General features: G+C 48.4%; 14 protein-coding genes. 9 read left to right on the top strand and 5 right to left on the bottom strand.

Annotated features, from left to right (window positions below; translation table 11 throughout):
* Positions 1 to 109 precede the first annotated feature (109 nt).
* Positions 110 to 802 (bottom strand): VIT1/CCC1 transporter family protein, encoded by a 693-nt coding sequence (locus ACTHRE_RS06400; RefSeq protein WP_070714080.1) that lies wholly within the window; start codon positions 800 to 802, stop codon positions 110 to 112.
* A gap of 298 nt (positions 803 to 1100) precedes the next feature.
* Between ACTHRE_RS06400 and ACTHRE_RS06395 the strand changes: the two genes are divergently transcribed.
* The 4 genes from ACTHRE_RS06395 (at position 1101) to ACTHRE_RS06380 (ending at position 4035) form a co-directional block, all read left to right on the top strand.
* Positions 1101 to 1247, top strand: coding sequence for a hypothetical protein (locus ACTHRE_RS06395; RefSeq protein WP_168163629.1), 147 nt, complete (start codon positions 1101 to 1103; stop codon positions 1245 to 1247).
* A gap of 192 nt (positions 1248 to 1439) precedes the next feature.
* A complete protein-coding gene (locus ACTHRE_RS06390; RefSeq protein ID WP_070714088.1) occupies positions 1440 to 1640 on the top strand; it encodes a hypothetical protein in 201 nt (66 codons plus the stop codon).
* Between the two features lie 89 nt (positions 1641 to 1729).
* Positions 1730 to 3127: an aspartate ammonia-lyase gene (aspA, locus tag ACTHRE_RS06385; protein WP_070646134.1), complete on the top strand. Its 1398-nt coding sequence runs from the start codon at positions 1730 to 1732 to the stop codon at positions 3125 to 3127.
* Positions 3128 to 3372: 245 nt separating this feature from the next.
* Positions 3373 to 4035 (top strand): NAD(P)H-dependent oxidoreductase, encoded by a 663-nt coding sequence (locus tag ACTHRE_RS06380; protein ID WP_070714091.1) that lies wholly within the window; start codon positions 3373 to 3375, stop codon positions 4033 to 4035.
* 180 nt (positions 4036 to 4215) lie between these two features.
* Here the strand turns inward: ACTHRE_RS06380 and ACTHRE_RS06375 are convergent, their stop codons facing one another.
* Together ACTHRE_RS06375 and ACTHRE_RS06370 are read right to left on the bottom strand one after the other, a co-directional pair.
* On the bottom strand, positions 4216 to 6447 hold the full coding sequence (locus ACTHRE_RS06375; RefSeq protein WP_070714094.1) for a FepA family TonB-dependent siderophore receptor: 2232 nt from the start codon (positions 6445 to 6447) through the stop codon (positions 4216 to 4218).
* A gap of 230 nt (positions 6448 to 6677) precedes the next feature.
* Positions 6678 to 6896, bottom strand: a complete 219-nt coding sequence (locus ACTHRE_RS06370) for a YdcH family protein (RefSeq protein WP_003685475.1) — start codon at positions 6894 to 6896, stop codon at positions 6678 to 6680.
* A gap of 221 nt (positions 6897 to 7117) precedes the next feature.
* Here ACTHRE_RS06370 and ACTHRE_RS06365 point away from each other — a divergent pair, with 221 nt between their 5' ends.
* Positions 7118 to 7492 (top strand): hypothetical protein, encoded by a 375-nt coding sequence (locus ACTHRE_RS06365; protein WP_070585602.1) that lies wholly within the window; start codon positions 7118 to 7120, stop codon positions 7490 to 7492.
* Positions 7493 to 7625: 133 nt separating this feature from the next.
* The gene (gene glyA, locus ACTHRE_RS06360) at positions 7626 to 8876 is read left to right on the top strand and encodes a serine hydroxymethyltransferase (RefSeq protein ID WP_377072366.1); all 1251 of its coding nucleotides are present in this window, start codon (positions 7626 to 7628) and stop codon (positions 8874 to 8876) included.
* Positions 8877 to 8949: 73 nt separating this feature from the next.
* Here the strand turns inward: glyA and ACTHRE_RS06355 are convergent, their stop codons facing one another.
* Both ACTHRE_RS06355 and yddG read right to left on the bottom strand, forming a co-directional pair.
* Entirely contained in the window at positions 8950 to 10260 is a 1311-nt protein-coding gene (locus tag ACTHRE_RS06355) for a sulfate adenylyltransferase subunit 1 (RefSeq protein WP_377072368.1), read from the bottom strand.
* A gap of 129 nt (positions 10261 to 10389) precedes the next feature.
* Positions 10390 to 11304, bottom strand: coding sequence for an aromatic amino acid DMT transporter YddG (yddG, locus tag ACTHRE_RS06350; protein WP_377072370.1), 915 nt, complete (start codon positions 11302 to 11304; stop codon positions 10390 to 10392).
* Between the two features lie 179 nt (positions 11305 to 11483).
* Here yddG and ACTHRE_RS06345 point away from each other — a divergent pair, with 179 nt between their 5' ends.
* Genes ACTHRE_RS06345 through ACTHRE_RS06335 form a run of 3 tightly spaced genes read left to right on the top strand, consistent with a single transcriptional unit; the run spans position 11484 to position 13141 of the window.
* Positions 11484 to 11909 carry a MarR family winged helix-turn-helix transcriptional regulator gene (locus ACTHRE_RS06345; protein WP_377072372.1) on the top strand — a complete coding sequence of 142 codons (426 nt, stop codon included), beginning with the start codon at positions 11484 to 11486 and terminating at the stop codon, positions 11907 to 11909.
* Between the two features lie 11 nt (positions 11910 to 11920).
* Positions 11921 to 12790: an ABC transporter six-transmembrane domain-containing protein gene (locus ACTHRE_RS06340; protein WP_377072374.1), complete on the top strand. Its 870-nt coding sequence runs from the start codon at positions 11921 to 11923 to the stop codon at positions 12788 to 12790.
* Between the two features lie 27 nt (positions 12791 to 12817).
* On the top strand, positions 12818 to 13141 hold the full coding sequence (locus tag ACTHRE_RS06335; RefSeq protein ID WP_070646149.1) for a DMT family transporter: 324 nt from the start codon (positions 12818 to 12820) through the stop codon (positions 13139 to 13141).
* The last annotated feature ends 90 nt before the right edge of the window (positions 13142 to 13231 follow it).

The following is a 13231-nucleotide window of genomic DNA, read 5'->3' as shown; positions in this document are numbered from 1 at the left end:
TAAATACAAGCACCATAGGCCGTCTGAAAAATTTTCAGACGGCCTTTAGCGATCAAATCAATTTTCAATTTTACTGGATACAGGTTTAAAAGAATATAAGGTCTTACAATCAGACGGCCACACCCGCCAGTTTTCCAATAAATCCGGTTATCACCAATGCCGCAACGCCCCACAGGCACACGCGCAAAACAGCAGGCACGACAGGTGCCCCTCCGAGTTTGGCGGAGGCATAGCCCAGTCCTGCCAGTCCGCACAAAGTGGAAACTGCCAAGGCCGGAACAATGGCGGTAGAAGCTGTCAATGCGACCAGTAAAGGCAAAATCGCGCCGGCACAAAATGAAGCAGCAGAAGCCAGCGCAGCCTGCATGGGTTGGGCGGAAGAGGTTTCGGTAATGCCGATTTCGTCGCGCGCGTGGGCGGCGAGTGCATCGTGTTCCATCAAGGCTTTGGCCACCTCTGCGGCAAGCGCATCGGACAAACCGCGGCGGCGGTAAATTTCCATCAGCTCTTCAAGTTCGGCATCAGGATTATTTGCCAATTCGTAGCGTTCTTTGTGCAAATCGGCTTTTTCCGTATCCGATTGGCTGGACACGGAAACATACTCCCCCGCCGCCATTGACACCGCACCCCCGATAAGCGCCGAAACGCCCGTCAAAAGCAGGGTTTGGAAATCTGGCGCGGCAGCGGCTACGCCCGTCAACAGCGAGGCAGTAGAAATCAGGCCGTCATTGGCACCCAATACGCTTGCCCGAAGCCAGTTGTTGCGGTCGCTGAAATGGCGTTCGCTGTGGTGTGAATACATATATGCTCCGATAAATTGGCTGTTTCCAGATGATGATAACATTGTATTGTTTTTTGAAATCAATGTCAGTTTATCCCTTCAAATCAAGCATTCTTAAATCTTTCTACTGCCATTTCAACCTATAAAAACCAACACTCCTCTTTGGATTTTTTCAGACGGCCTTAACGCTTTTATAAGCAAATTTATTGTTCCAAGTCATGGCATTATCACAAGACAGTTTTGTGCTGCTTGGTTTATTGGCTTAAAGATGCTATCTTTATGAATCTTTCCACTCCTCAATCCATTGAAAGGATGTATCATGTCCGAAGAAAACAAAATCAAAGTAAACGATTTGCCTGAAGAGAAAAAAGAGCAAACCGAAGAAACTGAACTGCCCGTTATCAACAACGAAGAAAAACGCGGCGGTCATGGCGAAGGCGGTTGCTGCGGCGCATGCGGCGGCTAAATCTTCCCGACAAAGCCTCCGAGGCCGTCTGAAAAGTCTTACTTTTCAGACGGCCTTTTCTTTTCTAAACACTTACAGGTAAATCAATGAAAGGATGTGGGAGAAGAATTTAAACCCAACCGCGTTTGTGCTACATTCACATCTTTACAAACCACAACAATCTGCACACGCAGACACACAAGGAAGAAAAAAATGTTTTGGTATATCGTTGGTTTTTTCGCCTTCATCGTTTCCCTGCTTTCCCTTTGGGTCAATGCCAGCGCATTCGGCATGGAAGAGGATGGCACGCCGCAATCCGAATATGAAAAAATGTTGGGCTTGGGTGCGAAATTGAAAGATAAAGAGACAGCCGCAAAAGAGCGTGAAGCAACGCGCTTTCATCCTGACGATTAAGCCTTATTAACTGGACAATCTTGCCGAACTGGGCTAATGTTCCAAACGCATAATGCACACCAACACAACTATACGAGAAGGTAAGAGAAATGACTGTACGAATCGAACACGATTTATTGGGCGACCGCGAGATCCCTGCTGAAGTATATTGGGGCATCCATACTTTGCGCGCCATTGAAAACTTTAAAATTTCCACACAAAAAATTTCCGACGTACCGCAATTTGTCCGCAGCATGGTCATGGTTAAAAAAGCCACCGCGCAAGCCAACGGCGCATTGGGTGCCATCAAGCCGGAAATCGCGGCCGCCATCGAAAAAGCCTGCGATGAAGTATTGGTCAAAGGCCGCTGCCTCGACCAATTCCCATCCGACGTTTATCAAGGCGGCGCCGGTACTTCGGTCAACATGAATACCAACGAAGTCATTGCCAACCTCGCATTGGAAGTCTTGGGTCACGAAAAAGGCCACTACGACATCGTCAATCCGATGGACCATGTCAACGCCAGCCAATCCACCAACGACGCCTACCCTACCGGCTTCCGCCTTGCCGTGTATTACAGCATCGGCGAATTGCTCGACAAACTGGCCATCCTGAAAAATGCCTTTGCCGCCAAAGCCGAAGAATTTAAAGACGTTTTGAAAATGGGCCGCACCCAGCTTCAAGATGCCGTGCCGATGACTGCCGGCCAAGAGTTTCAATCTTTCCAAGTGTTGCTGGAAGAAGAAATCCTCAACCTCGACCGTACCCGCTCCCTACTGCTTGAAGTCAACCTCGGTGCTACCGCCATCGGTACAGGTGTGAATACACCTAAAGGCTATGCGGCTTTAGTCGTTGAGAAACTTTCCGAAGTCAGCGGCCTGCCTTGCAAACTGACTGAAAACCTGATCGAAGCGACCTCCGACTGCGGCGCATATGTGATGGTACACGGCGCATTGAAACGCACAGCCGTCAAACTGTCCAAAATCTGTAACGACTTGCGCCTGCTCTCTTCTGGTCCGCGCGCCGGTTTGAAAGAAATCAATCTGCCTGAATTGCAAGCCGGTTCTTCCATCATGCCTGCCAAAGTCAATCCCGTGATTCCCGAAGTCGTCAACCAAGTCTGCTTCAAAGTCATCGGCAACGACACGACCATCACTTTTGCAGCCGAAGCAGGTCAGTTGCAGCTGAACGTTATGGAGCCGGTCATCGCCCAATGTATGTTTGAAACCATTTCCCTCTTAGGCAACGCCGCGGTCAACCTGTCCGACAAATGCGTCAAAGGCATTACGGTCAACCGCGAAATCTGCGAACACTACGTCTTCAACTCCATCGGTTTGGTCACTTATCTGAACCCATACATCGGCCACCGCAATGGCGACTTGGTCGGCAAAATCTGCGCCCAAACCGGCAAAGGCGTGCGCGAAGTCGTACTGGAGCACGGTCTGTTGAGCGAAGAAGAGCTCAACCGTATCCTCTCCCCGGAAAACCTGATTAATCCTCATCTGTAATTAAGATTTGAAATCAAAGGCCGTCTGAAACTTTAAACGTTTAAAGTTTCAGACGGCCTTTTCGTATTTATATTGATTTTTATCGAATTTTTTTGCGAAATTCAGAATTAAAAGATAGCCTAGCCGTTAGGTTTGATTTAACATGGTGTTGCCCCAGCCTGTTTCTTCCTTAAGGTTATGCCGGTAATGATACCTCAAAAGGAACCGGATATTGGAATAACATCTTCATTTATTAGGAAAACCAGATGAATCAAATTACACGCGAACAAATGCTGCAAGTATTCGAAAATCGCTGCTCCACCCGTTATTACGATCCCGACAAAAAAATCAGCCAAGAAGATTTTGCAGCGATTTTAGAATTTGCCCGCCTCTCGCCCAGCTCTGTCGGCTCCGAGCCATGGAAATTTTTAGTTATCCAAAACAAAGCCTTGAGAGAAAAGCTCAAACCTTTCAGCTGGGGTATGCAATCGCAACTGGACGACTGCAGCCATCTAGTGATTATCCTTGCCAAGAAAAATGCCCGTTACGATACCCCGTTCTTCCGCAGTGTTGCCGAACGCAGGGGCCTGCAAGGAGAGCAGCTGGAAAAAGCGTTGGCAAGATACAAAAGCTTCCAAGAAACCGACATTAAAATTGCCGACGACCAACGCGCACTCTTCGACTGGAGCGGCAAGCAGACCTATATTGCTTTGGCCAATATGCTCACAGGCGCAGCGGCCATCGGCATTGATTCCTGCCCAATCGAAGGCTTCAACTACGATAAAATGAACGAAGTATTAGCGGCAGAAGGCCTGTTTGATGCCAACGAATGGGGCGTATCCGTAGCGGCAACATTCGGCTATCGCGCCAAAGAAATCACTAAAAAATCACGCAAACCGATTGATGAAATGATGACTTGGGTCGAATAAGCAGTTTGCATTCTCAGGGCGGCGAATGTCGCCCTTTTACTTTTTTAAAATAGTGAAGTAAATTCCGTAACAACAAATGCTTCTAAATTTAAAAATCAAAAGGCCGTCTGAAACCATGTGTCAGAAATCTTAGATTTCATTTCACACCGTTTCAGACGGCCTGATTTAATACGCTTCTACTTAAAACGATACTTTCAAACTGCCGTAGAAGGCACGGCCATGCTCGTTGTAAGTTTGTGCGCCGGCAGTTGTGCGGTACAGTTTTTTGTCAAACAGATTACTGATACCGCCACGGACGGCCACGCGTTTGTTCCAGTTGTAGCCTGCATTGATGCCCCAAATGCCATAAGAGCCGACTTGGGTTTGGTTGCGTTCGGAAGACAACGCTGCTACGCCTGCACGAGGATTGCCGTTTTGTTCCAAACGGTTGACTGCCACACCGCGCGGTTTAGTACGGCCGTAGTGGGTAAAGGTCAGATTGGCATCAAAGCGTTCGTTCGGCGTCCAAGACAGTGTACTGTTGATGGTGTATTTCGGCACCAAAGACAATGGATTGCCTTGATAATCTTCGGATTTGTGCATGTAAGTGAAATTGTTGCTCCACTTGAGTGTGTCATGCAACGGAATTACCAAGTTGCCTTCGATACCAGAAATCGTCGCTTTTGGCGTATTTTCCCATTGCAGGAGCCAGTTGCGGATATTGCTGGTGGCAATAAGCTGGTCGCCGATCACGATTTTATTGCGGTACGCATTATGGAAATAAGTCGCCGAAGCCTGCCAGCCGTTTTTGTTGAACTCAAGGCCAATCTCTTTATTGATGCTGGTTTCAGGTTTCAAATTGCCATTGCCCATGTAGAAACAGCTGACACTACCCGGCGCATTGAGCGGACAGCCCTGACCGCGTGTGTACAGGATAAAGTCAGAACTAGCTTGATACAGATTTGGCGCTTTGTACGCGCGGGCAACACCACCTTTAACCAACCAGTTTTCGCCGATTTGATGCGAGAAGTTCAAAGCCGGACTCCAGTTGCTGCCACTGGCACTGTTATGGTCGAAGCGGATGGCCGGAATCAGATGGGTTTTGTCGGTCAACGAAATATTGTCTTCAACGTAGGCCGCCCAGTTGCGTTGTGAAGTTTTACCGCTACGATGTTCCGACACGCCCGAGAAGATGTTCACAACCTTGCGTGGTGGCCGCCCAGGGCCACCGGGAATAGTATCTGTCAGACTTTGCGAGTTAGATGTAGGATCATCCAATTTGCTGTCAGTAAATTCTGCACCAACCGTCAATACATTCTCAACACCAAGTTTGAATGGAATATTTGCTTCGCTGCTGAAGCGCAGGTTTTTCAGACGGCTTTGAACAAAATCCAAGCCTGTATAGCTGCCTTCCGGACCACCGGCCAAACCTTCAGGCAAGTGACTGTTGATTGTACGCTCATAACTGATCACGTTTTTGGTATCGCCCCATTCCCATGCGCCATCATGCGTTAAAGAATAAGCGGAACGGTATAAGCGGGCAGTTTCGGCTTTGCTGTCGGCCAAAGAATTAACCAAAGCAGAACGCGGATTGCTGTTTTGCGTATCGCCGTTGTAGATATTGCCCTGACGGCTGTAACTGCTGTCCAAAATCAGCGTTTGCGCTGGGCTGATTTTCCATTGCAGACGGCCTGCAATGTCTTTATTGCGTACGCCTTCGACACCGGCCGCGCTGTCATTGCCGTGTCCGGCATTAATATCGGCAGCATCTGTATCCGTTTTATTCAAATTGCCGTAAACGCGGAAGCCCAAAGTATCTTGGATAATCGGGCCGCTCAAATTAAAGCCGATACGGCGGGTTGCGCCCTCATTGCTGTCTTGCGGCTGATTGGCATACAGATTGACTTGGCCTTTAAATTCTTTAGACACTTTTTTGGTAACAATATTGACCACGCCACCCATCGCGCCAGAGCCGTAACGGGTCGCCGCCGGACCGCGCAAAACAGTAATCGATTCGATTTCTTCAACCGGCACCCAGTTACTGTCGCCACGCGTATTGCGTTCACCACGCATACTAATACGCTCGGATTGGCGCGAATTAACCGGCTTGCCGTCAATCAAAATCAATGTATTTTCAGGGCCCATACCGCGCAAGTCGATTTGGCGTTTGTTGCCACGCTGACCCGTCGCCGTATTGCCGGTCAGGTTAACGCCTGGCATAGTGCGGACAAATTCGGAAATATCATTGGCTGCAGGGCGTTTGTCGATGTCGTCTTTAGAAATACGCGATACACCGAGCGACTGTTGCAACTGCTTCTCGGCAGTAACGTAAACGGTATCGACTTCAGCCTGCTCAACTGCTTTCTCTTCAGCTGCGTGTGAGAATGCACTAATTAACGCCAAAGGCAAAATAGCGAGTGTGAATGTTTTCATTGCATTGTTTCTCTTGGTTTTGTTTGTTTAAAATCAAAATAAAAATTATTCGAGATTTTAAATAACCTTAACAGAGTTTTCAACGCAATTAAGAGTGATTTACAATTAAAAGTTAAATTGTGCTAATAAAAATAACAAATACCAAACAACTAAAAAGGCCGTCTGAACCGGCATGAAACGAAATCCAAGATTTCTATCATACCGTTCAGACGGCCTTATTCAATTTTTAATTATTTGCCTGCTGCTTTTTGCAGAAGAGCATACAATTCGTCTTTGAGTTTGAGTTTGGCTTTTTTCAGCTCTTCAATCTCTTCGGCACCGCTGGTAACAGGGTTGTTAACCAAACCGGTGATTTTATCGTCCAGCTCATTGTGCTCGTCAAACAAACGGGCAAAGTGTGCATCTTCTTGTTTCAGTTTAGAAATCAAATCGCGATATTCTGGAAACATTTTGTTTTCCTCTCTTGTTAATTAAATAAAAAAGTACTGCGGTCAAAAACTAGGACGAATCAATCTTTAGCTTCATTATAACAAACACGGGCGTTTTATCCAGTCTTTTTTAAGTCGAAACTGTTTTACATCAAAATTAATAATATCAACATAAGTTAGCGCCAAAATAGAAAGAAACGGCTTTATAGACGGCTTACCGACTTGGGCATACAATCGGGCTTATGCGTTTACACAATGGCCGAACCACCCTATTCCGTCATATCAACGGCATGGACGGACAATTTATCCTGCTTGAAAACCATCCTTCATGGATGCCGGTCAATGATGCCGATTTCAACCATGCTGCCCCCTTGCCCGACGGTTTGGCCGTGCACGAAGAATCATTTTATCCATTTGAAAAAATAGATACCGCCGAATCGGCAGACAATATCAAAATCTTCAGCGAAGAAGCTCTACGGCTGGAGAAAGAACGATTAAATGCAGTAGCCTTAGTAGAACTGGCAAAAAATCTTAAGGCTGCCCAAGCAGAAGCCGACTTAGCCGCGCTTCTGGAAAAAATGGATTTTCATTTAAAACAAGATGATATTTTCAAATAAACCCTTTAATCTCAGGCCGTCTGAAACCAAACACCCGACACAATTGTTGACAATGCAAGAAAAATAGTTCATCTTGAACCAATTCGCAGCACTCCATCCTATATTTTCAGCCCATCACAAAGGAATCGAGAACATGTTTTCAAAAAGCGTTACCCTCGCACAATATGACCCCGATTTGGCAGCAGCCATCGCCCAAGAAGACAAGCGCCAGCAAGACCACGTCGAGCTGATCGCCTCTGAAAACTACGTCAGCTGTGCCGTTATGGAAGCCCAAGGTTCGCAATTGACCAACAAATATGCTGAAGGCTATCCTGGCAAACGCTACTACGGTGGCTGCGAATACGTTGATATTGTCGAACAATTGGCGATTGACCGCGCTAAAGAGTTGTTTGGCGCAGAATATGTCAACGTCCAACCACACTCCGGCTCGCAAGCCAACCAAGCCGTATATGCTTCTGTTTTGAAACCGGGCGACACCATTTTGGGCATGTCTCTGGCACACGGCGGCCACTTGACCCACGGCGCCAGCGTCAATATTTCCGGCAAACTCTACAATGCCATTACTTATGGTTTGGATGAAAACGAAGTTCTCGATTATGCCGAAGTCGAACGCTTGGCGCTTGAACACAAACCTAAAATGATTGTGGCCGGCGCATCTGCCTACGCGCTGCAAATCGACTGGGCAAAATTCCGCGAAATCGCCGATAAAGTCGGCGCATACCTCTTTGTCGACATGGCGCACTATGCCGGTCTGATTGCCGGCGGCGAATATCCCAACCCCGTGCCATTCTGCGACTTCGTGACCACCACCACCCACAAAACCCTGCGCGGCCCTCGCGGCGGTGTGATTTTGTGCCGTGACAATACCCACGAAAAAGCGTTGAATTCCGCCATCTTCCCAAGCCTGCAAGGCGGCCCGTTGATGCACGTTATCGCTGCCAAAGCCGTAGCGTTTAAAGAAGCGTTGCAACCCGAGTTCAAACAATACGCGAAACAAGTGAAAATCAATGCCGCAGCAATGGCGGAAGAGTTGGTCAAACGCGGTTTGCGCATCGTTTCCGGCCGCACCGAAAGCCACGTTTTCCTCGTTGACCTGCAACCGATGAAAATCACCGGCAAAGCCGCCGAAGCCGCTTTGGGCAAAGCTCACATCACCGTCAACAAAAACGCCATCCCGAATGATCCGGAAAAACCATTCGTTACCTCCGGCATCCGCATTGGCTCTGCCGCCATGACCACTCGTGGTTTTGACGAAGCCGACGCGCGCGTATTGGCGAACTTGGTTGCCGACGTATTGGCCAATCCTGAAGATGAAGCCAACCTCGCCAAAGTCCGCGAACAAGTGACTGCTTTGTGCAATAAATATCCGGTTTACGGCGCATAAGCATTTCCGACTTGGATAAAATAACAGGCCGTCTGAAACTTCAGACGGCCTTTTTTTTATTTCAACTTTTCTTTTAAATTTCAAAACTGTTTGTTTCGCTGACTTTGCGTATCATGCCTGCCGCGACAGTATGGTTGGTGGCTTCGTCAATCAAAATAAACGCGCCTTGTGCATGGTTGTCTTCGTATGCGGCAGCAGAAAGCGGCTGCTGGGTTTTGAAGCTGACGCTGCCGATATCGTTGAGCTTGAGCGTTTCGGCGGATTCGACCCGGCTGAGGGTGTTCACGTCCCAAACGTAGGCAATTTCGCTGATTTTTACGGGCGTGGTTTGGGTAGTGTGCTTCAGCAAATATTTGCGGCGCAGATTGAGCGGAATATCGTCAAACCAGCAAAGCGCGGCTTGAAATTGTTGTTCGGGAACAATGGCGCTGTCGGCTGAAACAATGCTGTTGCCGCGTGAAATATCGATGTCGGTATCCAAAACAACGGTCAACACTTCCCCTGCCTCGGCAGATTCAGTTTTACCATTTAGATTATAGATTTCGGCAACTTTGGCAACATGGCCGCTGGGTAAAACTTTAACTTCATCGCCCACTTTCAGACGGCCTGCTTCCAATCTGCCTTGATAGCCGCGGAAGTCGTCGCTGCTGCTGCCGTCTTGGCGCGCCACGCGTTGTACGGGAAAATGCGCGGCTTGGTCAGCGGCATTTTGACGGTTGACAGGTAGGCTTTCAAGCAAAGGCAAAAGCGGCAAACCTTCATACCACGCGGTTTGGCTGCTGGCATTGACGATATTGTCGCCTTTTAAGGCGCTGATGGGTAGGAAGTGGATTTGTGCTTTGAGGCCGATTTGTTCTGCCAGTTTTCGATAGGCCTCGATAATGGCTTGATATTTGGCTTCGTCAAAGTCAAGCAGGTCGAGTTTGTTGACGGCGACGATGATGTTGGGGCAGCCCAGAAGTTTCAGAATCGCGCTGTGGCGTTTGGTTTGGGGCAGAAGGACAGGCTCGCTGCCTGAAAAATCGACGCGTGTGGCATCGACCAAAATAATGGCGGCATCGGCAGTCGATGCGCCGGTAACCATATTACGCGTGTATTGCTCGTGTCCCGGCGTGTCGGCAATAATGAATTTGCGTTTGGGCGTGGCAAAATAACGGTAGGCCACGTCAATGGTAATGCCTTGTTCGCGCTCGGCGGCAAGGCCGTCTGTCAGGCTGGCAAAGTCGGGCGTTTCGCCGTTTTCAGCAGCGCGGTTGAGCTTGTCAAGCTGGTCGGTCAGTAAGGTTTTGCTGTCGTAGAGCAAGCGGCCGATGAGGGTGGATTTGCCGTCATCGACACTGCCGGCGGTAATGAAGCGTAAAAGCGGAGCGGAAGCTGCGGTCATGATTCTTTCCCATTTCTCGTGATTTCTCAAACTGACTGCTACTTTAAACAGGCCGTCTGAAAATGGGAAAGAATGTTTGGTTGTTAAAAAAGCTGTTTTCGTTATATCGCAAAGCTATGGGATATTGCCTCACACCATCTGTTTTCTCCGGGTCGCCAACCAACACACAATCGATCCTAAACACACCATTCCCGCACCCTGCCAAAACGTCATGGACAAAGGCGCGCTGATCAAAAACGATGACACTACCGCAGACAATACCGGAATGAAATAAGATGCGCCCGCCAATACGGTCAGGTTGCCGCGCGAAATACCGATATTCCACACCGCATAGCCCAAACCCATGCAAGATGCGGCGGCAACGGCATAGCCGAGCGATACGGCATCAAAATTCAACGTATCCGCGCCGCTGAGAAAATACTCTATCCACAACAATATCGACACCAGCGCAAAGAAGAAGCCGACGCTGCTGCCTTCCGCTTTTACGCGTGCCGTCAGCGTACAATATGCCGCCCAAAACACTGCATCCGCAAATGCCATGATATAGCCACCGGGATTGGTGCGGACATTGTGGTAAATACCGGAAATCGACAAGCCGACATCGCCGCCCAGTACAGTGGCAATCCCTAAAAACGACAGCACAAAGCCGATGACTATCCACCATTTTGACGGCTGTTTGTTGAAATATACCGCCCCGACGATGGTAAACGTCGGCCACAAATAATTGACCATGCCGATTTCAACCGCTTGTCTCGCGTTTTGCGCAAAACCGACCGAGAGCGACAAACACAGTTCGCAGCCGACAAAAAACACACTCGCCCAAAACAGATAGCTGCGATTGTAATTGCGCAAATGCGGTCGGCCGAAAATCAGCCAAATCAATACGGTGGACAAGGTGTACATCATTGCCGCGCCACCCACTGCACCCATATGCAGGCTCAAAGAGCGTATCAGAGAAATGACGAAGCTCCATAAAGCAACGGCAAGCAGCCCGATGGCAGTGGCTTGTTTGGATGAAATATTTTGAGATAAGAAATGAATCATGGCGTGTGTGTTGAAGATGTTATTAGGTTTATCGTAGTTTGAATATATCGTTTCTACATTAATTATTTTAACGGTTTCAAGGCCGTCTGAAAATGATTGTTTCAGACGGCCTTCTATTTGCAATTAGTCCTAAATATGACTATAATCCACATTCAATTAGTCAATATCAGGACCAATTTATGAATCAGCTCGACCAACTCGGTATGCGCATCAGCCGCATAGACAGCGCATTCGACCAATGGATTAAACAGCAAAACACCAATTACAATACCTTAGCCGTTCTCTATACCTTAGCCACCGAAGGCAGTCGCACTCAAAAATACATAGGCGATGAATGGAGCCTGCCCAAGCAAACCGTTTCCGGCACATGCAAAACGCTGGCGGAACAAGGCTTGCTGACATTTCACGAAAGCGAACAAGACAAACGCGAACGCTTATTATCGCTGACCGAGCAAGGCAAGGAATACGCCACACCATTGGTGCAAAACATGCAGGAATTCAACAAACGAATTTTTACCGCCTTCGGTGAAAAACGTGCAGCCCGACTGTTTGCCGATTTGGACACGTTGGCCGAATTAATGGCGCAAACCCTCAATACCAAATAAGGAGGGCAACCATGTGGAAAATGCTGAAACACATCGGCAAAACACACCGCCGCAAACTCATCACAACCTTCTCTCTCGTCGGCTTGGATAATCTGCTCTTGCTGGTATATCCCGTATTTGGCGGCTGGGCGATTAATGCCGTTATGGAAGGCAACGTCTGGCAGGCAATGTTGTATGGCGTGGTGGTTTTATTAATGTGGCTGGTCGGAGCCGCCCGCCGAGCAGCAGATACGCGTACGTTTACCCAAATCTATACCGAAATCGCCGTCCCCGTTGTATTGAAACAGCGCAAACGAGAAGTACCGCATTCCGCCATTACCGCACGCGTTGCCCTATCGCGTGAGTTTGTCAGTTTTTTTGAAGAACACCTGCCCATCGCTGCTACTTCGCTGGTCTCCATCTTCGGTGCATGTATGATGTTGCTGATATTGGAATTTTGGGTGGGCGTATTGGCTGTCGCGATACTTGCCCTGTTTTTATGGTTGCTGCCGCGTTTTGCCGCCATCAGCGAAAACCTATATTTCCGTTTAAACAACCGGCTTGAACGCGACAACCACCTTATCCGCGATGGAAACGAGCATCAGCTCTACCGCCACTACGGCTGGGTTGCCAAACTACGCGTGCTGATTTCCAACCGCGAAGCCTTAGGCTATCTCAGTATCGGCATGGCAATGAGCGTATTGTTCGGCTTCACCTTTATACACATGACGCTTAAAGGTTATGGCAGCGCCGGCCATATCTATTCCGTCAGCACTTATTTATGGATGTTTGCAATGAGCTTGGACGATGTACCGCGCTTGGTCGAACAATACTCCAATCTAAAAGATATCGGACAACGCGTTGAACTCTCGGAAGAAAACAATCTTTCCAAGGCCGTCTGAAACCTTAACACACTATCAGGACATATTATGAGTTGGTTCTATTTAATCTTAGCCGGTATGCTGGAAATCGGCTGGCCATTAGGCTTGAAGCTGACACAACAGGAAGGCTACCGCTGGCATGGCTTTGCCGCCGCGCTTGCCTGCATCATCGGCAGCGGATACTTCCTTTACCTTGCCCAAAAAAGTATTCCAATGGGTACAGCCTACGCCGTCTGGACAGGCATAGGCGCGGCAGGAGCGTTTTTGGTAGGTGTTGTATTTTTCAACGATGCCGCCAACATCGGCCGCTGGCTCGGCGCATTTCTCATCATCTCCGGCGTCGTAGTGATGAAACTCTCCAGCGGAAACTGAAAATCTCGTTTCTATCCAATCCAAGGCCGTCTGAATGAGCATGTTCAGACGGCCTAATACCTTCCCGAATATAACGAAATCATCTTAAAT

The sequence above is a fragment of the Neisseria sp. P0001.S007 genome (genome assembly GCF_051963655.1).
GTDB lineage: Bacteria > Pseudomonadota > Gammaproteobacteria > Burkholderiales > Neisseriaceae > Neisseria > Neisseria subflava_A.
This window is presented reverse-complemented; position numbering and strand designations above follow the sequence as displayed.

What these genes read in the sequence shown, in the direction of transcription:
- ACTHRE_RS06400 (WP_070714080.1), bottom strand. Translation starts at nt 802, where the DNA reads ATGTATTCACACCACAGCGAACGCCATTTCAGCGACCGCAACAACTGG.
- ACTHRE_RS06395 (WP_168163629.1), top strand. Translation starts at nt 1,101, where the DNA reads ATGTCCGAAGAAAACAAAATCAAAGTAAACGATTTGCCTGAAGAGAAA.
- ACTHRE_RS06390 (WP_070714088.1), top strand. Translation starts at nt 1,440, where the DNA reads ATGTTTTGGTATATCGTTGGTTTTTTCGCCTTCATCGTTTCCCTGCTT.
- aspA (WP_070646134.1), top strand. Translation starts at nt 1,730, where the DNA reads ATGACTGTACGAATCGAACACGATTTATTGGGCGACCGCGAGATCCCT.
- ACTHRE_RS06380 (WP_070714091.1), top strand. Translation starts at nt 3,373, where the DNA reads ATGAATCAAATTACACGCGAACAAATGCTGCAAGTATTCGAAAATCGC.
- ACTHRE_RS06375 (WP_070714094.1), bottom strand. Translation starts at nt 6,447, where the DNA reads ATGAAAACATTCACACTCGCTATTTTGCCTTTGGCGTTAATTAGTGCA.
- ACTHRE_RS06370 (WP_003685475.1), bottom strand. Translation starts at nt 6,896, where the DNA reads ATGTTTCCAGAATATCGCGATTTGATTTCTAAACTGAAACAAGAAGAT.
- ACTHRE_RS06365 (WP_070585602.1), top strand. Translation starts at nt 7,118, where the DNA reads ATGCGTTTACACAATGGCCGAACCACCCTATTCCGTCATATCAACGGC.
- glyA (WP_377072366.1), top strand. Translation starts at nt 7,626, where the DNA reads ATGTTTTCAAAAAGCGTTACCCTCGCACAATATGACCCCGATTTGGCA.
- ACTHRE_RS06355 (WP_377072368.1), bottom strand. Translation starts at nt 10,260, where the DNA reads ATGACCGCAGCTTCCGCTCCGCTTTTACGCTTCATTACCGCCGGCAGT.
- yddG (WP_377072370.1), bottom strand. Translation starts at nt 11,304, where the DNA reads ATGATTCATTTCTTATCTCAAAATATTTCATCCAAACAAGCCACTGCC.
- ACTHRE_RS06345 (WP_377072372.1), top strand. Translation starts at nt 11,484, where the DNA reads ATGAATCAGCTCGACCAACTCGGTATGCGCATCAGCCGCATAGACAGC.
- ACTHRE_RS06340 (WP_377072374.1), top strand. Translation starts at nt 11,921, where the DNA reads ATGTGGAAAATGCTGAAACACATCGGCAAAACACACCGCCGCAAACTC.
- ACTHRE_RS06335 (WP_070646149.1), top strand. Translation starts at nt 12,818, where the DNA reads ATGAGTTGGTTCTATTTAATCTTAGCCGGTATGCTGGAAATCGGCTGG.